At 61.3% G+C, this 20758-nt stretch carries 16 protein-coding genes and 1 pseudogene; 11 read left to right on the top strand and 6 right to left on the bottom strand.

Features of this window, described 5'->3' with window-relative positions; genetic code table 11:
- Positions 1–67 precede the first annotated feature (67 nt).
- Positions 68–481: an alternative ribosome rescue aminoacyl-tRNA hydrolase ArfB gene (gene arfB, locus K5E37_RS05765; protein WP_011333010.1), complete on the top strand. Its 414-nt coding sequence runs from the start codon at positions 68–70 to the stop codon at positions 479–481.
- Here the strand turns inward: arfB and K5E37_RS05760 are convergent.
- The 6 genes from K5E37_RS05760 to phhA form a co-directional block, all read right to left on the bottom strand.
- Positions 478–1665 carry an MFS transporter gene (locus K5E37_RS05760; RefSeq protein WP_162831796.1) on the bottom strand — a complete coding sequence of 396 codons (1188 nt, stop codon included), beginning with the start codon at positions 1663–1665 and terminating at the stop codon, positions 478–480. The genes arfB and K5E37_RS05760 overlap by 4 nt on opposite strands.
- A gap of 95 nt (positions 1666–1760) precedes the next feature.
- Positions 1761–1940 (bottom strand): hypothetical protein, encoded by a 180-nt coding sequence (locus tag K5E37_RS05755; RefSeq protein WP_007958348.1) that lies wholly within the window; start codon positions 1938–1940, stop codon positions 1761–1763.
- 73 nt (positions 1941–2013) lie between these two features.
- The gene (locus K5E37_RS29395; protein WP_007958347.1) at positions 2014–2145 is read right to left on the bottom strand and encodes a hypothetical protein; all 132 of its coding nucleotides are present in this window, start codon (positions 2143–2145) and stop codon (positions 2014–2016) included.
- Between the two features lie 309 nt (positions 2146–2454).
- Entirely contained in the window at positions 2455–3648 is a 1194-nt protein-coding gene (locus K5E37_RS05750; protein WP_221533357.1) for an amino acid aminotransferase, read from the bottom strand.
- Positions 3648–4004 carry a 4a-hydroxytetrahydrobiopterin dehydratase gene (locus K5E37_RS05745; RefSeq protein WP_003222798.1) on the bottom strand — a complete coding sequence of 119 codons (357 nt, stop codon included), beginning with the start codon at positions 4002–4004 and terminating at the stop codon, positions 3648–3650. Before K5E37_RS05745 ends, K5E37_RS05750 begins: the two co-directional genes overlap by 1 nt.
- 110 nt (positions 4005–4114) lie before the next feature.
- Positions 4115–4906 (bottom strand): phenylalanine 4-monooxygenase, encoded by a 792-nt coding sequence (gene phhA / locus K5E37_RS05740; protein WP_011333014.1) that lies wholly within the window; start codon positions 4904–4906, stop codon positions 4115–4117.
- Positions 4907–5186: 280 nt separating this feature from the next.
- Between phhA and K5E37_RS05735 the strand changes: the two genes are divergently transcribed.
- The 10 genes and pseudogenes from K5E37_RS05735 to K5E37_RS05690 form a co-directional block, all read left to right on the top strand.
- Positions 5187–6746: a sigma-54-dependent transcriptional regulator gene (locus K5E37_RS05735; RefSeq protein ID WP_085605727.1), complete on the top strand. Its 1560-nt coding sequence runs from the start codon at positions 5187–5189 to the stop codon at positions 6744–6746.
- A gap of 311 nt (positions 6747–7057) precedes the next feature.
- Complete coding sequence (locus K5E37_RS05730; RefSeq protein ID WP_007958343.1) at positions 7058–7798, top strand: flagellar basal body rod protein FlgF; 741 nt, start codon at positions 7058–7060, stop codon at positions 7796–7798.
- Positions 7799–7843: 45 nt separating this feature from the next.
- Entirely contained in the window at positions 7844–8629 is a 786-nt protein-coding gene (flgG, locus tag K5E37_RS05725; RefSeq protein WP_007958342.1) for a flagellar basal-body rod protein FlgG, read from the top strand.
- Between the two features lie 53 nt (positions 8630–8682).
- Positions 8683–9378: a flagellar basal body L-ring protein FlgH gene (gene flgH, locus K5E37_RS05720; protein WP_085605729.1), complete on the top strand. Its 696-nt coding sequence runs from the start codon at positions 8683–8685 to the stop codon at positions 9376–9378.
- A gap of 27 nt (positions 9379–9405) precedes the next feature.
- A complete protein-coding gene (locus tag K5E37_RS05715) occupies positions 9406–10494 on the top strand; it encodes a flagellar basal body P-ring protein FlgI (RefSeq protein WP_045121865.1) in 1089 nt (362 codons plus the stop codon).
- Positions 10495–10505: 11 nt separating this feature from the next.
- On the top strand, positions 10506–11798 hold the full coding sequence (flgJ, locus tag K5E37_RS05710) for a flagellar assembly peptidoglycan hydrolase FlgJ (protein ID WP_221533356.1): 1293 nt from the start codon (positions 10506–10508) through the stop codon (positions 11796–11798).
- Between the two features lie 21 nt (positions 11799–11819).
- Positions 11820–13865, top strand: a complete 2046-nt coding sequence (gene flgK, locus K5E37_RS05705; protein WP_221533355.1) for a flagellar hook-associated protein FlgK — start codon at positions 11820–11822, stop codon at positions 13863–13865.
- 13 nt (positions 13866–13878) lie between these two features.
- Positions 13879–15450, top strand: coding sequence for a flagellar hook-associated protein 3 (locus tag K5E37_RS05700; RefSeq protein ID WP_221533354.1), 1572 nt, complete (start codon positions 13879–13881; stop codon positions 15448–15450).
- A 117-nt stretch (positions 15451–15567) separates the two neighbouring features.
- The gene (locus K5E37_RS05695) at positions 15568–19164 is read left to right on the top strand and encodes a glycosyltransferase (protein WP_221533353.1); all 3597 of its coding nucleotides are present in this window, start codon (positions 15568–15570) and stop codon (positions 19162–19164) included.
- Between the two features lie 228 nt (positions 19165–19392).
- Positions 19393–20758: pseudogene (locus tag K5E37_RS05690) on the top strand (calcium-binding protein); the annotation flags it as partial.

Below are 20758 nucleotides of genomic sequence, written 5' to 3'. Positions count from 1 at the left end.
CCGGCCACGTGCCGGGTTTTTTGTGCTTTCGCGGTATCCTGCGGGTTCTGAATACGGACGCTTTTCCATGCTGGTGATTTCCAACAACGTGCATCTGCCGGATGCCGAGATCGAACTGACGTACATCCGCGCCCAGGGCGCCGGTGGGCAGAACGTCAACAAGGTCTCCAGCGCCGTGCACCTGCGCTTCGACATTCCGGCCTCGTCCTTGCCCGAGTTCTACAAGGAGCGGCTGCTGGCGTTGCGCGACAGTCGCATTACCGGCGACGGCGTGCTGATCATCAAGGCCCAGCAGTACCGCACGCAGGAACAGAATCGCGCCGATGCGCTGGAGCGTTTGACCGAGTTGATTCTCAGCGCTACCAAGGTTGAAAAGAAGCGCCGGCCGACCAAGCCGACGCTGGGTTCAAAGAAGCGTCGGCTCGAGTCGAAAACCAAGCGCGGCAGCATCAAGGCCGGGCGCGGCAAGGTGGATTTCTAGTCTTCGCGGTACTTCGCCGTGTGGCGGTACAGGTAGACGCTCAGTGCCAGGCCGCTCAGCGCGGCGAGGGCGGCGAACAGGAAGATCGAGGCAAAACCGAAGCCCGCCGCAATGGCTCCCGCCAGCGGCCCGGTGATGCCCAGCGACAAGTCGATGAACAACGAATACGCCCCGACCGCCGCACCTCGACTGGAGGCTGGCACCAGGTTTACGGCTTCCACGCCCAGCGCCGGGAACACCAGTGAGAAACCGAAACCGCTCAATGCCGCACCGGCCAATGCCCAGTGCGCGTCCGGCGCGAGCCACAGCAACAGCAGGCCCAGGGTTTCCACCGACAGGCAGGCAATCGCCACACGAAAGCCGCCGAGGCGGTTAATCAAGTTGCCGAACAGCAGCCGCGCACCGATGAAGCTGGCGCCGAACAGGCTCAGGCACAGCACCGCGTTATCCCAGTGCTGCGTGGCGTAATACAGAGTGATGAAGGTGGCGATAGTGCCGAAACCGATCGAGCCCAGCGCCAGTCCGCAGCCGTGCGGGAAGACGCGACCGAGGACATGCATGAACGGCAGACGCTCACCAGCCACAATCGGCGCGGCGGTTTTCGGCCAGGCCAGCAACAGCCCCAGCGTGGCCAGCAACAGAATGCTCACGCCCATGCTCCACAAGCCAAAACGGCTGACCAGCCACACCCCCAGCGGCGCACCGACCGCCAGCGCACCGTAACTGGCGATGCCGTTCCACGAGATGACCTTGGCGGTGTTGGCGGCGCCGACGCGGCCGATGCCCCAGCCGATCGAGCCTGAGCCGACCAGACTTTCAGCGCTGCCCAGCACCAGACGGCCGACGAACAGGCTGATCAGGCTCAGCAGCGGCAGGTTGGGCGTCCACGCCGAAATCAGCATGAACACACCGCTCAAGCCACAACCGGCCAGACCAATCATCACTGCACGTTTGCTGCCCTTGTTGTCGATAATCTTGCCGGCATACGGGCGGCTGAGCAGCGTGGCGAGGTATTGCACGCTGATCACCAGCCCGGCGATGACCGCGCCGAAGCCCAGGTCGCTGTGCACATAACCTGGCAGCACCGCCAGCGGAATGCCGATGTTCAAGTAGCCGATGAAGGTGAACAAAACAATGGAAACGACTTGCAGCGTGACCGCCAGGGGGCGCTGGGGTTCTGGCATAGAGGACGACATGAATTACGATCCACGGGAAGAGCAGAATAGATAGGCTGCTCATGATACCGATGCGGACGCGTCTGGGGCGGGGAAAAGTAAAACTATTTGGCCGGGGCGACCAATTGCGTGGTGACCAGTGCGGCCAGCGCGTTTTCCTCGCTGCCGAAACGGGCGAGCAGGGCGGCCTGTTTCTCGGGCGAGAGACGGCTCCAGATCTCGATCATCTTCTCGGTGGCACCGATCAGGATCTCGGCCTGTTGTTCATCGAATTCTTTGGACATGGCAGCTCAGGTTTCAGGCAGTGTGGAAAGCGCATGTTAGCGCTTTCCACACGGTCTGTACGGCGGGTGTTGCTTACTCTTCGCTGTCGGCCGGACGGCTCTCGGCGGCTTCTTTCGGCTCGGGCTGTTGGGCACCGGCTTGTTGCGTGGTCGTCTGCTCAGTTTCGTGCAGGCTTGGGAAGGGGAGATTCGGAATCTCGTGCATGGTTGCGCTCCTCGCTAAGTCTGTTGATAGATCTGGTAGATCCGCGCTTTCAGAAAGCCTGCGAAGGATACAGCAGGAAAAGTGACAAACAGATTTTTAAATCCATTTGTTTCGACGGGCGGGATTGTCTAGACAAGTGCGACAGGGTGACGCAGGGCGAATGCAGGGGCGAGCCTGTTCGCGATGATCGTTCCCACGCTCTGCGTGGGAATGCAGCCCGGGACGCTCTGCGTCCCTGCCGAAGCGGACGCGGAGCGTCCATTGAGGCATTCCCACGCGGAGCGTGGGAACGATCAAGACAAGGGGGAGTTATTTGCAGACGCTGGCGATCGCTTCGGCCAGCAGGTCGAGGCGCGTTGCATCAATCCCGGCGACGTTGGCCCGGCCCGAGCTGACCATGTACACGCTGTGATGCTCGCGCAGGTTTTTCACCTGTTCCGGCGACAGGCCGGTGTAGGAGAACATCCCGCGTTGCACGCCGATGTGCGCAAAGCGCTCACGCAGACCGTGCGGTTCCAGCGCTTCCACCAGCCCGCTGCGCAATTGGGCGATGCGCAGGCGCATGGCTTCCACTTCGTCGGCCCAGCGGCTTTTCAGCTCCGGGTCGGCGAGGATCGTGGCGACCACAGCCGCGCCGTGATCCGGCGGCGTTGACCACAGGTTACGGGCGATGTGCGCCAGCTGGCTTCGTATGTCGATCAGCTTGTCAGCGGTTTTCGCGCTGACGATCAACGCACCGGTGCGGTCGCGGTACAGGCCGAAGTTCTTCGAGCAGGAACTGGTGATCAGCAGCTCGGGCAACTCGGCGGCGAACAGCCGGGTCGACCATGCATCCTGCTCCAGACCGTCGCCAAAGCCCTGGTAGGCAAAGTCGATCAGCGGCAGCAGATTACGGCTGCGCACCACATCCAGCACTCGCTGCCAGTCGTCGTGACTCAGATCGAAACCGGTCGGGTTGTGGCAGCACGCGTGCAGCAGCACCACATCGCCTTTCGGCACTTCATTGAGCACGGCGAGCATCGCGTCGACGTCGAGGCGGTTGTCGCTGCCGACGTACGGGTAATGGCTGATCTTGACCCCGGCGGCCGCGAAAATCGTTTCGTGGATTGGCCAGGTCGGGTTGCTCAGCCATACGCCTTTGCCCGGCAGGCATTGCGCGATGAAATCCGCTGCCAGGCGCAGGGCGCCCGTGCCACCCGGGGTCTGGGTGGCGCCGGCGCGTTGCTCGGCGATCAGTGCCGAATCGGCACCGAGCACCAGCTCGTTGATGACCTTGCCGAACAGCGGATTGCCGTGGCCACCGATGTAGGTCTTGGTGTCCTGGCTCTCGACCAGACGCGCCTCGGCGATTTTCACCGCTTCGGGGATCGGCGTCAGGCCCTGGGCATCCTTGTAGACGCCCACGCCGAGGTCGAACTTGCGCGGGTTGGAGTCCTGCGCGTAGGCCTCCATCAGGCCGAGGATCGGGTCGCCGGGCACCCGGCCGATGGCGTCGAAGTGCATTACTTGCGTCCTTCTGCGGTCTTGGCCACTTCGTCAGTGCGCGCGGCCATGATGAAGTCGTTGCGGTGCAGGCCTTTGATCGAGTGGCTCCACCAGGTCACGGTGACTTTGCCCCACTCGGTCAGCAGGCCCGGGTGGTGACCTTCGGCCTCGGAGATCTCGCCGACGGCGTTGGTGAAGGCCAGCGCGTGCTTGAAATTCTTGAACAGGAAGACTTTTTCCAGCTGCATGATGCTGTCGCGTACTTCGATGTTCCAGTCAGGGATCTGCTTGATCAGGATCGGCAGTTCTTCATCGCTGACTTGTGGGGCATCGGCGCGGCAGGCTTCGCAATGGGCTTGGTTCAAAGTGGACATGGTGGACTTCCTGAAATCTGAAGGTGTTTTTTTATATTGGCGGTCAGTGTCGCCACGCTAAACCAAAGTGGCGACGACGGACAGACTCACTTGTAAGCAAAAGTCGCGGGTCACGCGGCTTTTGGTTTTGGCGGAAACTTCGGTGCGTGCAGACCCAGCTGCATGCCTTGCTTGACCATGGCCATGATGTCTTCGTGGGCCAGGTCGAACAGGCGCTTGAGGTTCGGCAGGACAAAATACAGCGGTTGCAGAATGTCGATGCGATACGGCGTGCGCATGGCTTCCAGCGGATCGAAGGCCTGATGCTCGGGCTCGTCCGACAGCGAATAAACAGTTTCTTTCGGCGAAGACAGGATGCCGCCACCGTAGATGCGTTTGCCTTGCGGGGTGTCGACCAGGCCGAACTCGATGGTCATCCAGTACAGGCGCGCCAGATAAACGCGTTCTTCCTTGGTCGCTTGCAGGCCGAGCTTGCCGTAGGTGTGGGTGAATTCGGCGAACCACGGGTTGGTCAGCAGCGGGCAGTGGCCAAAGATCTCGTGGAAAATGTCCGGCTCTTGCAGGTAGTCCAGCTCTTCACGGGTACGAATGAACGTGGCCACCGGAAACTGCTTGCTGGCGAGCAATTCGAAAAAGGTCTGGAAGGGGATCAGCGCCGGGACGCGGGCAACCTGCCAACCGGTGGTCTCGCCGAGCACCTTGTTGATCTCGCCCAGTTGCGGAATGCGGTCGTGGGGCAGACCGAGTTTTTCGATACCGTCCAGGTATTCCTGGCACGCACGACCCTCGATCACTTTCAACTGGCGGGTGATCAGCGTGTTCCACACCGCGTGTTCTTCGGCGGGGTAGTCGATAAAACCTTGCGCATCGGGCTCGCGGGCCACGTATTGCGTCTGCTTCATACTGCTCTCCTGCGAGGGGAATTTCGTTCTTGTTATGTCCTGCGATGGACTGAGAAATACCCCGGAACGTTCGTTGTTGCAGCAGGTTGAAGGCTGGTCGAGTAGGAAAAGTCTCTTTAATTCGTAAAATTTTCGTTACGCTTCGTGCGATAAGTCGTGTTTGCGGTGACTGCCGGGTTTGAAAAGGCCGATGGCTGTCACATAATCTTGACGACTATCTTGCGCGCTGCGCAGAAAATTCCGGCGTCAGACCGCCTCTTCACCTGTTTCGGGCCTTTATATGCGTATCAAAGTCCACTGCCAGAACCGCATCGGCATCCTGCGCGACATTCTCAATCTGCTGGTGGAGTACGGGATCAACGTCGCCCGTGGCGAGGTGGGCGGTGAGCATGGCAACGCGATCTACCTGCATTGCCCGAACCTGATCAACATTCAGTTCCAGGCGTTGCGACCGAAGTTCGAGGCGATTGCCGGGGTGTTCGGCGTCAAGCGGGTCGGGCTGATGCCCAGCGAGCGGCGGCACATGGAGTTGAATGCGCTGCTCGGTGCGCTGGAGTTTCCGGTGCTGTCGATCGACATGGGCGGCTCCATCGTGGCGGCCAACCGTGCGGCGGCGCAGTTGCTCGGGGTGCGGGTGGACGAGGTGCCGGGGATTCCGTTGTCGCGTTACGCCGAAGATTTTGACCTGCCGGAACTGGTGCGCGCCAACAAATCGCGAATCAACGGCATGCGGGTCAAGGTCAAGGGCGACATCTTTCTGGCCGACATCGCGCCGCTGCAATCGGAACACGACGACAGCGAGGCCATGGCCGGTGCCGTGCTCACCCTGCACCGCGCGGACCGGGTCGGCGAGCGCATCTATAACGTGCGCAAACAAGAGTTGCGTGGCTTCGATAGCATCTTCCAGAGCTCGAAAGTGATGGCGGCGGTGGTGCGTGAAGCGCGACGCATGGCGCCGCTGGATGCGCCGTTGTTGATTGAGGGCGAAACCGGCACTGGCAAGGAATTGCTGGCACGGGCCTGCCATTTGGCGAGCCCGCGCGGTCAGTCGCCGTTGATGGCGCTCAACTGCGCGGGACTGCCGGAGTCGATGGCCGAGACCGAACTGTTCGGCTACGGCCCCGGTGCCTTTGAAGGCGCGCGCGCCGAAGGCAAGCTCGGGCTGCTGGAGCTGACGGCGGGCGGCACGCTGTTCCTCGATGGCGTCGGCGAAATGAGCCCGCGCTTGCAGGTGAAATTGCTGCGCTTCCTGCAGGACGGTTGCTTCCGGCGGGTGGGCAGTGATGAAGAGGTTTACCTGGACGTGCGGGTGATCTGCGCAACCCAGGTCGACCTGTCGGAGTTGTGCGCGCGCGGCGAGTTTCGCCAGGATCTGTATCACCGCTTGAACGTGCTGTCGCTGCACATCCCGCCACTGCGCGAATGCCTCGACGGTTTGACGCCGCTGGTGGAACACTTCCTCGATCAGGCCAGCCGGCAGATCGGCTGCCCGTTGCCGAAACTGGCGCCGGCGGCGATGGACCGGCTCAGTCATTACCATTGGCCGGGCAATGTGCGGCAGTTGGAGAACGTGTTGTTCCAGGCGGTTTCGCTGTGCGAAGGCGGCACGGTCAAGGCCGAGCACATTCGCCTGCCGGATTACGGCGTGCGTCAGCCGCTTGGCGATTTCTCCCTCGAAGGCGGGCTGGACGAGATTGTCGGGCGCTTCGAGAAAGCGGTGCTTGAGCGACTGTATTCAGAGCATCCGAGCAGCCGGCAGCTGGGCAAGCGGCTCGGGGTTTCGCACACCACGATTGCCAACAAACTGCGTGAGTATGAAGTCGGCAAGAGCGAGTCTTGACCGGTAGTTGCATCGCTTCTGATGGCCTCATCGCGAGCAAGCTCGCTCCCACAGTGGAAACGCGATCTCTTGTGGGAGCGAGCTTGCTCGCGAAAGCGGTAGTCCGGGCAACCTCCGCATCAGTGTTTGCCGCCAAGCGGCATGACACCGCCGGTTTTTCGACTTCGATACATTTCCCTCATCCTCGCAAAATCCCTCAAGTCCTTTGTTTACCGGGCCCTCGGCCGCCAGAAAAAAGTTGGTCTGCAAATTGCTTATGGCTCAGCAGTACAGCGGTGGGCGGCAAACGTCCGGCATGCAGAGGAAAGAGTGTGGACAAGTACCTTTATGTGGCAATGACCGGCGCCAGCCAGAACGCACTGGCGCAAAAGGCTCATGCCAACAACCTGGCGAACATCTCCACCAACGGTTTTCAGCGCGACCTGGAGCAGGCGCGTTCGATGCCGGTGTTCGGTGACAGCTTTCCGGCGCGTGCGTTTGCCATGAGCGAACGGCCCGCCACCGACTTCACGCCGGGCTCGCTGGTGCAGACCGGCCGTGACCTCGACGTGGCCGTGTCGGGCAACGGGTGGATCGCCGTGCAGAACCCCAATGGCGGTGAAAGCTACGTGCGCACCGGCAGCCTCAATATCGACGCCCTTGGCGTATTGCGTGCCGGCAACGGCATGCCGGTCATGGGCAACGGCGGTCCGATCGCCGTGCCGCCGGAGCAGCAGGTGGAAGTCGGTGAAGACGGCACCATCAGCATCCGTGCGATGGGCGAGGGCCCGCGCGTCATGGCCGAAGTCGACCGCATCAAGCTGGTCAACCCGGACATCAAGAACATGAACAAGGGCCTGGACGGTTCGATCTACACCAAGGACGGCCAGCCTGCGCCGGCCGATGCCAACGTCAAACTGGTGTCGGGTTTCCTGGAGTCGAGCAACGTCAATGCCGTGGAAGAAATGACGTCGGTGCTGGCCCTGGCCAAGCAGTTCGAACTGCACGTCAAGATGATGAACACCGCCAAAGACGACGACCAGGCCATGGCTCGGGTCTTGCAGATCAGCTAATTATCAGAACGTCGCGCCGTAAAACAGGCGCACGAGGAGAATCGAATGCTTCCGGCTCTATGGGTTGCCAAAACCGGTCTGTCCGCCCAGGACACCAACCTGACCACCATTTCCAACAACCTGGCGAACGTGTCGACCACGGGTTTCAAACGTGACCGCGCCGAGTTCCAGGACTTGCTGTACCAGATCAAGCGTCAGCCAGGCGCCCAGTCGACCCAGGACAGCGAACTGCCGTCGGGTCTGCAAGTGGGTACCGGTGTGCGCATCGTCGGCACCCAGAAAAACTTCACCGCCGGCAGCCTGCAAACTACCGAGCAGCCGCTGGACATGGCTATCGACGGTCGCGGTTTCTTCCAGATCCTGCAGCCGGACGGCACCACGTCCTACACCCGTGACGGTACTTTTCACCTCGACTCCAACGGCCAGATCGTCAACGCCAGCGGTTTCGCTCTGGAGCCGGCTATCGTCATCCCGAACAACGCCCAGACCTTCACCGTAGGCCGTGACGGCACCGTGTCGATCACCGTGGCCGGCAACGCCGCTTCGCAAGTGATCGGCAACCTGCAAACCGCCGACTTCATCAACCCGGCCGGTCTGCAAGCGGTAGGCAACAACCTGTTCCTGGAAACCGCCGCTTCCGGTGCACCGCAAGTCGGTACTCCGGGCCTGAACGGTTTCGGCACCACCCTGCAGAACACCCTGGAAACCTCCAACGTCAGCACCGTGGAAGAGATGGTCAACATGATCACCACCCAGCGCGCGTACGAGATGAACTCCAAGGTGATCTCCACCGCCGACCAGATGCTCTCGTTCGTAACGCAGAATCTGTAATCAAGTCTATGAGGCGGCCATGAGGTCGCCTGCAACACCGTGAGGTAAGGGTCATGAAGCGCTTTGTATCTGTTGTGGCATTGAGTGGGGTCGTCTCGCTCGCGGGCTGCGTCGCTCCGACGCCCAAGCCCAATGATCCTTACTACGCCCCGGTGTTGCCGCGCACACCGTTGCCGTCGGCCGCCAACAACGGCTCGATCTATCAGGCCGGTTTCGAGCAGAACCTGTACAGCGACCGCAAGGCGTTCCGGGTCGGTGACATCATCACCATCACCCTGAACGAGCGGACCCAGGCCAGCAAGAACGCCAACTCGCAGGTGGCCAAGAACAGCAAGACCGGCATCGGTCTGACATCGTTGTTCGGCAGCAGTGCGACCACCAACAACCCGATCGGCAGCAATGACCTGAGCCTGAGCGCCAGCTACGAAGGCGACCGCGCGACCAAAGGTGACAGCAAGGCCGCCCAGGGCAACACCCTGACCGGCTCGATCACCGTGACCGTCGCCGACGTGCTGCCCAACGGCATCATCGCCGTGCGTGGCGAGAAGTGGATGACCCTCAACACCGGTGACGAGCTGGTGCGGATCGCCGGTCTCGTGCGGGCCGATGACATCGCCACCGACAACACCGTGTCCTCGACCCGGGTTGCCGATGCGCGCATCACCTACTCGGGCACCGGTTCGTTCGCCGATGCGAGTCAGCCAGGCTGGTTCGACCGTTTCTTCCTCAGCCCGCTGTTCCCTTTCTAGGTGGCTACGTTGAATCTGAAAAGCTTTATGGTGGCTGCGCTGTTGCTGTCGGCGGCCTTCAATGCACAAGCCGAACGGTTGAAGGACATCGCCAGCATCTCCGGCGTGCGTTCCAACCAGTTGATCGGCTATGGCCTGGTGGTCGGTCTTAACGGCACCGGCGACCAGACCACGCAGACCCCGTTCACCCTGCAGACCTTCAACAACATGCTCTCGCAGTTCGGCATCAAGGTGCCGCCGGGATCGGGCAACGTGCAGCTGAAAAACGTTGCGGCGGTATCGGTGAGTGCCGATCTGCCGGCGTTCGCCAAGCCGGGTCAGCAGGTCGACATCACCGTGTCGTCCATCGGTAACTCCAAGAGCCTGCGCGGCGGCACTCTGTTGCTGACCCCGCTCAAGGGTATCGACGGCAACGTCTACGCCATCGCTCAGGGCAACCTGGTGGTTGGCGGTTTCGACGCTGAAGGTCGTGACGGTTCGAAGATCACCGTCAACGTTCCGTCGGCCGGTCGCATCCCTGGCGGTGCATCGGTCGAGCGTTCGGTGCCGAGCGGTTTCAACCAGGGCAACAGCCTGACGCTGAACCTCAACCGTTCCGACTTCACCACCGCCAAGCGCATCGTCGACAAGATCAACGACATGCTCGGCCCTGGCGTCGCCCAGGCCATCGACGGCGGTTCGATCCGCGTGACCGCGCCGCTCGATCCGAGCCAGCGCGTCGACTACCTGTCGATCCTGGAAAACCTCGAAGTCGATCCGGGTCAGGCGGTGGCGAAAGTCATCATCAACTCGCGTACCGGCACCATCGTCATCGGCCAGAACGTGAAGGTATCGCCAGCCGCCGTGACCCACGGCAGCCTGACCGTGACCATCACCGAAGACCCGATCGTCAGCCAGCCGGGCCCACTGTCCAACGGCCAGACCGCCGTGGTGCCGCGCTCGCGGGTGAATGCCGAGCAGGAAGCCAAACCGATGTTCAAGTTCGGCCCGGGCACCACCCTCGACGAGATCGTCCGGGCGGTGAACCAGGTCGGCGCAGCGCCGGGTGACCTGATGGCCATTCTCGAAGCACTGAAGCAGGCCGGCGCGTTGCAAGCCGACCTGATCGTGATCTGAGGACGGCGACCATGGATATGCGCAAAAGCGGTCTGGTCAGCAGCAGCGATTCGGGTTCGTACTCCGACCTCAATCGCTTGAACCAGCTCAAGGTCGGCGACAAGAACAGCGACGCAAACATGCGCAAGGTTGCGCAGGAGTTCGAATCGCTGTTCCTCGGTGAAATGCTCAAGTCGATGCGTTCGGCCACCGAAGCGCTGGGCCAGGACAACCCGCTCAACACGCCGGCCGCCAAGCAGTATCAGGAAATGTACGACCAGCAACTGGCGGTTTCCATGTCTCGCGAGGGCGGTGGTATCGGCCTGGCCGACGTGCTGATCAAGCAGATGTCGAAGAACAAACCGATGGCGCCGGGCGAGGCTGCAGCCGAATCCGCCGCCAAGCAGGAAGAAGCCAAGGCCAAGGCCGCTGCCGTGGCCACGCCGATTGCCGCCGGCACCGTGGCCACCAATGGCCCGTTGTCGCGACTCAATGGCGAGCGTCCGTTGTGGGCGTCGCGCTCGGTGCATGCGCCGAACACCGAGCTGACCCATCGCAATGACATGGAAATGATCAACCAGCGTCGTCTGGCGTTGCCGCCGAAACTGGCGGATCGCTTGCTCGCAGGTCTGGTGCCGTCGGCCACGCCGGCAGCGGCCACTCAACTGCCGCAACGCGCCACGACCGCCGCTGTCACCGGTTCCGGCCCGCTGTACAACGGCGACTGGCTGGACCGCGCCGAGGCGGACAAGGCCTCTGGCGGACAGATGCAGATTTACGGCCGCGCCATGGCGCAGATCCCGTTGGCACCGGCCAAGCGCGCGTTCAGCAACGCCGACCAGTTCGTCAACACCATGCTGCCGATGGCCCAGGAAGCCGCCGCACGCATTGGCGTCGATCCGCGTTATCTGGTGGCTCAGGCTGCACTGGAAACCGGTTGGGGCAAATCGGTCATGCGCGCCCAGGACGGCAGCAGCAGTCACAACCTGTTCGGCATCAAGGCCAGCAGCAACTGGAAGGGCGATTCGGCCCGGGCGATCACCAGTGAGTTCCGCAACGGGCAGATGGTCAAGGAGACGGCCGAGTTCCGTTCCTATGCCTCGTACAAGGACAGCTTCCACGATCTGGTGACTTTGCTGCAGAGCAATAATCGCTATCAAGATGTGCTGAAGTCGGCCGATAACCCAGAACAGTTTGTACGCGAATTGCAGAAGGCCGGTTACGCGACCGACCCGAACTACGCGACGAAGATTTCGCAGATTGCCAGGCAGATGACGGTCAATCAGAACTACGCTGCGGCCGGCGTTTCAACAACGCCCTTATAAACACAAGGTAAGGTTTGAATCATGAGTTTGCTCAATATCGGGATGTCGGGGTTGGCCGCGAGTTCGTCCTCTCTGGCTGTGACAGGTAACAACATTGCCAACGTCGACACCGCCGGTTATTCACGCCAGCAAACCGTGCAGGGCACCAAGTCCTCGATTCAGTACGGTAACGTGTTCATCGGTACCGGTACGACCCTCGCCGACGTGCGCCGGGTGTACAACTCCTACCTCGAATCGCAGCTGCACACCGCCACCTCGCTGAGCAGCGAAGCCGCCGCCTATGGCGCACAGGCGACCGCACTGGACGGCTCGCTGTCCGACACCAACACCGGCCTGACCGGCGTGCTGCAGAAGTTCTTTACCTCGATGCAAGGCGTATCGACCTCGGCCACCGACGACACTTCCCGTCAATCGGTGCTGACCGGCGCGCAAGCCCTGACCAGCCGCTTCAACGCCCTGGCCAAGCAGCTCAACGACCAGAACACCACGCTCAACGGCAACCTCGGCGACATGGCGGCTCAGGTCAACAAGCTGGCCACCTCGATTGCCAATCTCAACCAGAAGATCGGCGAGATTTCCACCAGCGGCGGCCAGCCGAACGATCTGCTCGACACCCGTAACGAAGCCGTGCGCCAGCTCTCCCAACTGGTCGGCGCGCAGGTCGTCGAGCGCGGCACCAGCTTCGACGTCTACGTCGGCAGCGGTCAGCCGCTGGTTGTCGGTAACACCACCAACACCCTGAGCACTGTGCCGAGCAAGGATGACCCGTCGCGCATGGGCATCCAGATGGATCGCGGTTCAAGCACCATCGACATCACTTCGGTGATCAGTGGTGGCGAAATCGGCGGTCTGCTGAGCTATCGCAAGGAAGTGCTCGACCCGTCGCTCAACGAACTGGGCCGTGTAGCGCTGGTGATCGCCGATCAGGTCAACCGTCAGCAAGCCCAGGGCATCGACAAGAACGGTGACTTCGGCGCCGCGATTTTCAACAACATCAACAGTGCCGCGCTGATCAGTCAGCGCAGCATTGCCCAGGCGGGCAACAGTGCGGGTTCGGGCAACCTTGACGTCACCATCAAGGACACCGGCAAGCTGACCACCAACGATTACCAGGTCACCTTCACCAGCGCGACCAACTACACGGTCAAGCGCTCGGACGGCACCGACATGGGTTCGTTCAGCACCACGACCACGCCGCCTCCGGTGATCGACGGCTTTACTCTGGCCCTCAATGGCGGTGCCCTGAGCGCCGGTGACACCTTCAAGGTGACCCCGACCCGTGGCGCGGCCTCGAGCATCCAGACCGTGCTCACCGACCCGAAGAAAATCGCGGCGGCGGCACCGTTGACCGGCGTTGCCAGTGCCAACAACTCCGGCACTTACACCCAGCCGACGCTGACCGACACCATCGACATCTACAACCCGACTTCCCAGGCCGAGTTGCAGAACGCGCTCAAGTATTCGACCCCGGTCAAACTGGTGTTCGGTGCAGTCGCCAGCGGCAGCCAGTCGTACAACATGGTCGACGCCAAGGGCAACACCATCGGCAGCGGAACCATCGTGCCGGGGCAGGCCAACACCCTGAACCTGAAGATCGGCATGGTCGACTCCACCGGCGCTCCGGTGATGGACACCAGCGTCACGCCGAACGTGCAGAAAACCTTCACCGTGCAGACCACCGTGGGCGCGACGCCGAAAGCCGGCGAAACCTTCACCATGAGCCTGACCGGCGCGGCGTCTTCGGACAACCGCAACGCCCAGGCGCTGGTCGGCCTGCAGACCAAGCAGACCGTGGACACCGGCTCGGGCAGCAAGGGCATCAGCCTGACCGACGCCTACAACAAGCTGGTGACCAACGTCGGTACCAAGGCTGCTCAAAGCAAGTCCGACATTGAAGCCACCACGGCCATTCTGGATCAGGCGCAGGGCGCGCGTGATTCGCTGTCTCAGGTCAACCTGGACGAAGAGACCGGCAACCTGGTCAAGTATCAGCAGTACTACACAGCGTCTTCGCAGATCATCAAAGCTGCGCAGGAAACCTTCGCCACGCTGATCAACAGTCTTTAAGGAGTCGTAATTCATGCGCATTTCCACCGCTCAGTATTACGCGACGCAAGCTGCTCAATATCAGCGCAACTACAGCAAGGCTGTCGCGACCGCGAACGAAGCCAGCAGCCTGCAGCGCATCAACACCGCCGCCGACGATCCGATCGGCGCCGGTCGCTTGCTCAAGCTCGGCCAGCAGGCCGCGATGCTTGATCAGTACAAAGGCAACATCGACACTACCAAGAGCGCGCTGACCGTTCAGGAATCCACACTGAACTCCATCACCACTGCTTTGCAGCGCGCGAAGGAAATCGGTCTGGCCGCCAACAACGGCATCGCCACCGATAAGGACCGTCAGGCTTACGCCGCCGAACTGAGCCAGATCCAGCAACAAGTGCTGGGCCTGATGAACTCCAAGGATGCCAACGGCAACTACCTGTTCTCCGGTTCGAAGACCGACACCGCGCCGTACTCGCAGAACGCCGATGGCACCTACACCTACAACGGTGACCAGACCCAGATCAACCTGGGCATTGGCGACGGCCTGTCGGTGGCCACCAACACCACTGGTTGGGATGCGTTCCAGCAGACCATCAACACCAGCCGCACCCAGACCACAATGACGGCTCCGGCTGTCGATGACGGTCGCGTGGTGCTGACCAACGGTACGATCGGCACCGCCGCCACCTACAACGCCAAGTTTGCGGCCGGTCAGCCTTACACCGTGGACTTCATCAGCAGCACTCAGCTGAAGATCACCGATGCCCTGGGCAACGACGTGACCGCCGAAGCCAGCCAGAACGGTCTGATCAGCAACAGCAACGGCGCGAACCAGACGGTCAGCTTCCGTGGCGTCGACATGAAGTTGAACATCAACCTCAAGGCCGGCGATACCAACCCGGACGCGGTCATTGCCGGTCACAGCTTCCAGTTGTCGGCTTCGCCGGACTCGTTCACCACTTCGCGCAGCCCGGGCAACCCGTCGACCGCAGTCATCACCGGTTCCAGCGTGACCAACCAGGCAGCCTACGACGCGGCTTTCCCGTCGGGTGGCGGCGCAGTCCTGAAGTTCACCAGCGCCACCGCGTTCGACCTGTACGCGGCGCCTGTCACTGCCGACAGCAAGCCGATCTCGTCGGGTACCGTGGCCGGTGGCAACGCCACGGCAGCGGGTGTGACCTTCGCCCTCGGTGGCACACCGGCGGCCGGTGACCAGTTCTCGATCCAGTCCAACAACCACCAGACCCAGAACGTGCTCGACACCCTGGGCCAGATGGTCACGGCGCTGAACACTCCGATCGACGGTGATCCGGTTGCCAAGCAGAAATTCCAGGGTGCCATGGAAGCCGGCCTCGGCAACATCGACAGCGCCGCCAACCAGATCGGCAGCGCGGTGACGTCCATCGGTGCCCGCGGGCAGTCGCTGGATGACCAGAGCACCACCAACGAGAGCCTGCAGCTGGCAAACTCCAACACCCAGGGCACGATCCGTGATTCGGATCCGGCCGAGGTGATGACCCGCCTGACCTTGCAGCAGACCATGCTGCAGGCCTCGCAACTGGCGTTCAGCAAAATCTCTCAGTTGGGCCTGTTCAACAAGATCTGATCCTGAACGGGCGCGCAAGCGCCCGTTTGCTCTGACCGCTCTGTATCAATCGTCTTTTTTTTGCGGTTTCAAAGGGCTCGCTGTTCCGGGCGGGTTCCCGCCGCTTGCGAGTCCGCCGTGAATTCACTTCCCCTTGTCAGCCTCGTCATCCCTGCCTTCAATCCGCGTTTTTTCGAACGGGCCTTGAACAGTGCCGTGAGCCAAAGCTACGGCAATCTCGAGATCATTGTCTGCGACGACAGCCGTGGCGACGAGATCGAAGCGGTTGTCGTATCGACCGTCGAAAGAACCGGGTTTGCCGTGCGCTATGTGCGTAATCCGCACACTCTGGGGATGGTCGGCAACTTCCAGGCGTGCCTGGAACAGGCGCAGGGTGAGTTCATCAAGTTCCTGTGCGACGACGATCAGTTGTTTATTACGTGCATCGAAAGTCAGGCACAAACGCTCATCGATCAGAAAGATGTCAATCTGGTGTTGGCCCAGCGACTGTTCTGGGATGCCGACGATCTGCCGCTGCCTTCGCGTCTGGAAAATACTCCGCTGTCTCCGGTGTCCGGCCTGTTCAAGGGCGAAGACCTGCTGGCCATTTTCGAAAACTTCCCGGTCAATATTCTTGGCGGCTTCAGTAATGCCCTGTTCCGTCGAGCCGATGTGCTGGAGCTGCTGCCGGCCCTGACACAGCCGGGCCATTGTTTTGTCGCTTCCCTGGATTTTGCGTTGTATGTGTGCCTGCTGCGTCGCGCCAACATGGTGGTGTCCAATCACATTCTGAGCGTCGAGCGCCTGTACCCCGAGCGCTTGAGCGCTCAGCAAGCGATGCGCGATGCGACAATGGTCGAACGGCAATGGTTGACCCAGATGCTCAAGGCTCGCAGCGGCGAGTCAGCGCCTGCGCCGGGCTGGGTGCGTTATTTGCCGGTCACCAAGGCGCAGGAGTCGCCTCGGGTCTGGGAAGAGTTGCCGTTGAGCCGGACTCTGGGCACCAAGCAGACGACCCAGGATTGGCACGTCGGTATCGCCAGCGTCAGTTTTGCTCAGTTGTACGCACAATGGCTGGCGTGCCGAAGCCTGACAGAAGGGCAGCGCGAGCTGTTGCCGGAGACGATGGCCAACTGGCCGCGCATTCCGAAGATCGTGCCGGTGATCATCGACGAGCAGGACAGCGTTTCTGCCCTGGAGTTGACGCTTCAATCGCTCGCAGCCCAGGAGTATGTGCCTGAGCTGACCCTCGTATTGTCGGCATCGTGCAGCGAAGCGCAGTTGGATGAGCGTGTCGTGCGCATGCCGCTACAGGATGACTGGCGCCAGCAGCTCAATGAACTGTTGCCGCAACTGGACGGCGCTGACTGGTTCTATCTGCTGCGTGCCGGTGATCGTCTGGTCGTGCCGGCGTTGTTGGTGATGGCTGAGCGCATTGCGCTTTCGCGCACGCTGATGTGTCTGTACAGCGATGAAGGCGGGTTGAGCCAGGGCGAATCCACAGAGCCCGTGTTCAAGCCGGATTTCAACCTGGACCTGATGCGCAGCTATCCGTACGTAGGCAGGGCGCTGGCATTCGAGCGTGAACGCTTCCTGACGCTGGGTGGTTTCGACTCCGCCCTTGGCGAACTGGCGCCGCACGACTTATTGCTGCGCATGGTCGAGAACGACGGTTTGCAGGCGGTCGGCCACATTTCGGAGATTCTGCTGGAGTCGGCATTCGATCTGGCCAAATGGCTGTCGGAGCCGCAACTGGCAGACAACAACGCGCAATTGCTGGAAGCACACCTGCACCGTCTGGGCATCTCGCATGAGATCCGCCGGGGCAGTTCGGCTTTGCTCAATCGGGTGAACTACCACCACGCCAGCCAGCCACTGGTGTCGATTGTCATCGTCAGCAAGGATCAGACGGCGGCGGTTCAGCGTTGTGTCGAGAGTCTGCTGGAGAAAACCATCTACGGCGAGTATGAGTTGTTGCTGGTCGACAACGGCAGCCAGAGCGCCGAGGCGAAGGCCTGGTTTGACGGCATGTCGCAATTGGGCAGCGAGCGGATTCGCGTCCTCGACTGCCCGCTGCAGGACAATGTGGCGGCGGTGCGCAATGTCACGGTCAGCCATGCTCGTGGCGAGTATGTGCTGCTGCTCAATCCGTACAGCGTGATCACCCACGGTGACTGGCTGGCGGAAATGCTCAATCACGCACAGCGCCCGGAAGTCGGCGTGGTGGGTGCCAAGATTTTCAACCCGGATGGCCGGGTGTTGCATGCCGGTCTGATTCTCGGCCTGCAAGGGCCGGCGGGTGTGCCGTTTTACGGCGAGTCGATGCACGCGACGGGTTACATGTACCGGCTGCTGGTCGCTCAGGATCTGAGCGCAGTCGGCAGCGATTGCCTGATGGTGCGCAAGTCGGTGTTCGATGCGGTCGGCGGGCTTGACGAGCAGAACCTGGCGCAGTCGCTGCACGAGGTCGACCTGTGCCTGCGCGTTGGTCAGGAAGGCTATCTGGTGGTCTGGACACCATTCGCCCAACTGGCACTCGGCGCACAGCCGGTCGTGGCGGCGAGCGACGCTGAAGTGGCGTTGCACAGTCAGGAGCAGGAAGTCTTCTACAAGCGCTGGCTGCCGATTGTGGCGCGCGATCCTGCGTACAACGCCAACCTGTCATTGAACGGGATTGTCGGGTCAAGCTTCCGTCTCGATCCGGGGTTGCGCACGGGCTGGAGCCCGTTTTCGCAGCCGCAGTTGCCGAAAATCCTCGCACTGCCGGTCAACGCATCGGCCATCGGTCACTACCGCGTGACGCAACCGCTGATCGAGCTGGAAGCGGCCGGCCGGGCGCTGGGGCGTATTCACTACAACCTGCCGACGATCATTGAGATCGAGCGTCAGTCGCCGGACGTGATCATTTTGCAGGGACGATATTCCGAAGGCCCGATCAACGAGATTCCGAGCCTGCAAAAATATTCGAATGCCCGCCGGATCTACGAGCTCGACGATTACGTGATCCATGTTCCCCATCGCAATGCCCACATTCGCAACATGCCGGGCAAGGATGAGATGGAGGCGCTGGTACGTCGTGCGATCGGCATGTGCGACCGGGTCGTGGTGTCCACGGCACCGCTGGGTAATGCGCTGTCGAGCATGCACAACGATATTCGCGTTGTTCCGAACATGTTGGCCAAACACCTGTGGTCAGACCTGCGCAGCCAGCGCCGCACGTCGAAAAAACCGCGGGTCGGCTGGGGTGGCGGCACCAGTCACCACGGTGACCTTGCTGTCATCGCCGATGTGGTTCGCGAATTGGCGAACGAGGTCGACTGGGTGTTCTTCGGCATGTGCCCGGACGATCTGCGTCCGTACATGCATGAGTTCCATGGCGTGATCGGCCTCGACGTGTACCCGGCGAAACTGGCCAGCCTCAACCTCGACCTGGCCCTGGCACCGCTGGAGTTCCATATCTTCAACGACTGCAAGAGCAACCTGCGCCTGCTGGAGTATGGCGCTTGCGGCTACCCGGTGATCTGCACCGACACCGAGGCTTATCGCGGTTATTTGCCTTGCACGCGGATCAAGACCAACTCCACGGATGAGTGGTTGCAAGCGATCCGCATGCACCTGGCCGACCCGGACGCCAGCTATCGCATGGGTGATGAGCTGCGTGAAGTCGTACTGCGCGACTACGTACTGCGCGGCGACAACCTGCGGTACTGGGAAGCGGGCTGGCTGGCGGACTGATCCGCTCGCGCATGACCCTCTGCAAAACAGGCGACTTTCGAGTCGCCTGTTTTTTTGCGCTGCAAAAAACGTATTTGTATCAATCGCGATACTTTTTTTTGTCGGCGCACTCAAGCGTTGGGATTTTTCTGTCGATATCAACAGATTCGCTTAACGAGCGGTGCGCCGCGATCAAGTGCGTTCGCCACGCTGACAGGTACCGGTTCATACAAAGGCAAGGAAGAAACGATGGCAGTCATAAACGGAACAAGCGGCGCGGATACGCTGAACGGTACTTCGGGTGATGATGAGATCAACGGTCTGGCGGGTAATGATCTCATCAGGGGCAGTGCCGGAGCTGACAAGATCGATGGTGGTGATGGAAACGCCGATACCGTCGATTACTCGGCGTCCTCAGCGGCGGTCAATGTAAACCTTGCAGGTCTTGCCAGTACCGGCGGCGATGCCCAGGGCGATACCCTGACCAATATCGAGAAGGTTATCGGTAGCGCATTCAACGACACGTTCACGGCGCAGAAGGGCACGTTCACCTTTGAAGGCGGCGCCGGTAATGACGTCTACATCCTCGACAATGGCGGTACGGTGATCGAGCAGGCAGGTGGTGGCGACGACGAGGTGCGTTCCAGCTTCGGCCAGATCTACCTGAGCGCGAACGTCGAGCGTCTGACCTATACCGGCACCGGGGCATTCGTCGGCTGGGGCAATGCCAGCGACAACATTATTACCGGTGGTGTCGGTAACGATCTGTTCTATGGAGGCGCGGGCGCCGATCAATTTATCGGTGGCGCCGGCATCGATACCGCCAGCTACGGCGACAGTACTGTCGGCGTCAGCATCAACCTGAAAACCGGTGTCAACAGCGGCATCGCGGCGGGCGATACCTACACCGGCATTGAACGAATCCTCGGCTCGAGCGGCAACGATACCTTTGTCGCCGATAGCCGGGTGTTTGCTTTTGACGGCGGCGCCGGTACGGCTGACGTGGTGGATTATTCGACGTCTGCCGAGGCGATCAATGTCGAACTCGTAACCAATGGTACCGGCCGTGCCGGCATCGGTGGTGATGCTCAGGGCGACACCTTGACCGGCATCGAGAAGGTGATCGGCACCGCGTTCAACGACACGTTCAATGTGGCGGGCGGTACCGTGGTCCTGCAAGGCGGTGCGGGTGACGATGTCTACATCATCAACGACACCGTTGTCAGCACGGTGATCGAGCAGGCTGGAGGCGGAAATGACGAAGTCCGTACCAATTATGCAATTCAATACCTGTCGGCCAACGTCGAACGACTGACTTACACCGGAACCGCCAGTTTTTCCGGATTTGGCAACGCCAGCGATAACATCATCACGGGCGGCATCGGCAACGATATTTTCCAGGGCGGCGCCGGCGCGGACCAATTCATCGGTGGTGCGGGCAGAGACACCGTGGACTACACCGACAGCACCGTGGGTGTAACGCTCAACTTCAAGACCGGGGTCAATTCCGGGATCGCAGCGGGGGATACCTACACCGACATCGAGGTGATCAAGGGATCGAGCGTCAATGACATCTTTGTTGCCGACAGCCGGGTGTTTGCTTTTGACGGTAGTG

This window comes from Pseudomonas sp. RIT778 (assembly GCF_019718735.1).
Classification (GTDB): Bacteria; Pseudomonadota; Gammaproteobacteria; order Pseudomonadales; family Pseudomonadaceae; genus Aquipseudomonas; species Aquipseudomonas aphyarum.
The sequence above is the reverse complement of the archived record's forward strand: the minus strand, read 5'-3'. Positions and strand labels throughout refer to the sequence as shown.

Excerpts from the sequence above, each read along its gene's own strand:
- K5E37_RS05700 (WP_221533354.1), top strand. The coding sequence starts at position 13,879 with ATGCGCATTTCCACCGCTCAGTATTACGCGACGCAAGCTGCTCAATAT.
- K5E37_RS05735 (WP_085605727.1), top strand. The coding sequence starts at position 5,187 with ATGCGTATCAAAGTCCACTGCCAGAACCGCATCGGCATCCTGCGCGAC.
- K5E37_RS05745 (WP_003222798.1), bottom strand. The coding sequence starts at position 4,004 with ATGTCCACTTTGAACCAAGCCCATTGCGAAGCCTGCCGCGCCGATGCC.
- arfB (WP_011333010.1), top strand. The coding sequence starts at position 68 with ATGCTGGTGATTTCCAACAACGTGCATCTGCCGGATGCCGAGATCGAA.
- flgJ (WP_221533356.1), top strand. The coding sequence starts at position 10,506 with ATGGATATGCGCAAAAGCGGTCTGGTCAGCAGCAGCGATTCGGGTTCG.
- K5E37_RS05755 (WP_007958348.1), bottom strand. The coding sequence starts at position 1,940 with ATGTCCAAAGAATTCGATGAACAACAGGCCGAGATCCTGATCGGTGCC.
- K5E37_RS05750 (WP_221533357.1), bottom strand. The coding sequence starts at position 3,648 with ATGCACTTCGACGCCATCGGCCGGGTGCCCGGCGACCCGATCCTCGGC.
- K5E37_RS05715 (WP_045121865.1), top strand. The coding sequence starts at position 9,406 with ATGGTGGCTGCGCTGTTGCTGTCGGCGGCCTTCAATGCACAAGCCGAA.
- flgG (WP_007958342.1), top strand. The coding sequence starts at position 7,844 with ATGCTTCCGGCTCTATGGGTTGCCAAAACCGGTCTGTCCGCCCAGGAC.
- phhA (WP_011333014.1), bottom strand. The coding sequence starts at position 4,906 with ATGAAGCAGACGCAATACGTGGCCCGCGAGCCCGATGCGCAAGGTTTT.
- K5E37_RS05760 (WP_162831796.1), bottom strand. The coding sequence starts at position 1,665 with ATGCCAGAACCCCAGCGCCCCCTGGCGGTCACGCTGCAAGTCGTTTCC.
- flgH (WP_085605729.1), top strand. The coding sequence starts at position 8,683 with ATGAAGCGCTTTGTATCTGTTGTGGCATTGAGTGGGGTCGTCTCGCTC.
- flgK (WP_221533355.1), top strand. The coding sequence starts at position 11,820 with ATGAGTTTGCTCAATATCGGGATGTCGGGGTTGGCCGCGAGTTCGTCC.
- K5E37_RS29395 (WP_007958347.1), bottom strand. The coding sequence starts at position 2,145 with ATGCACGAGATTCCGAATCTCCCCTTCCCAAGCCTGCACGAAACTGAG.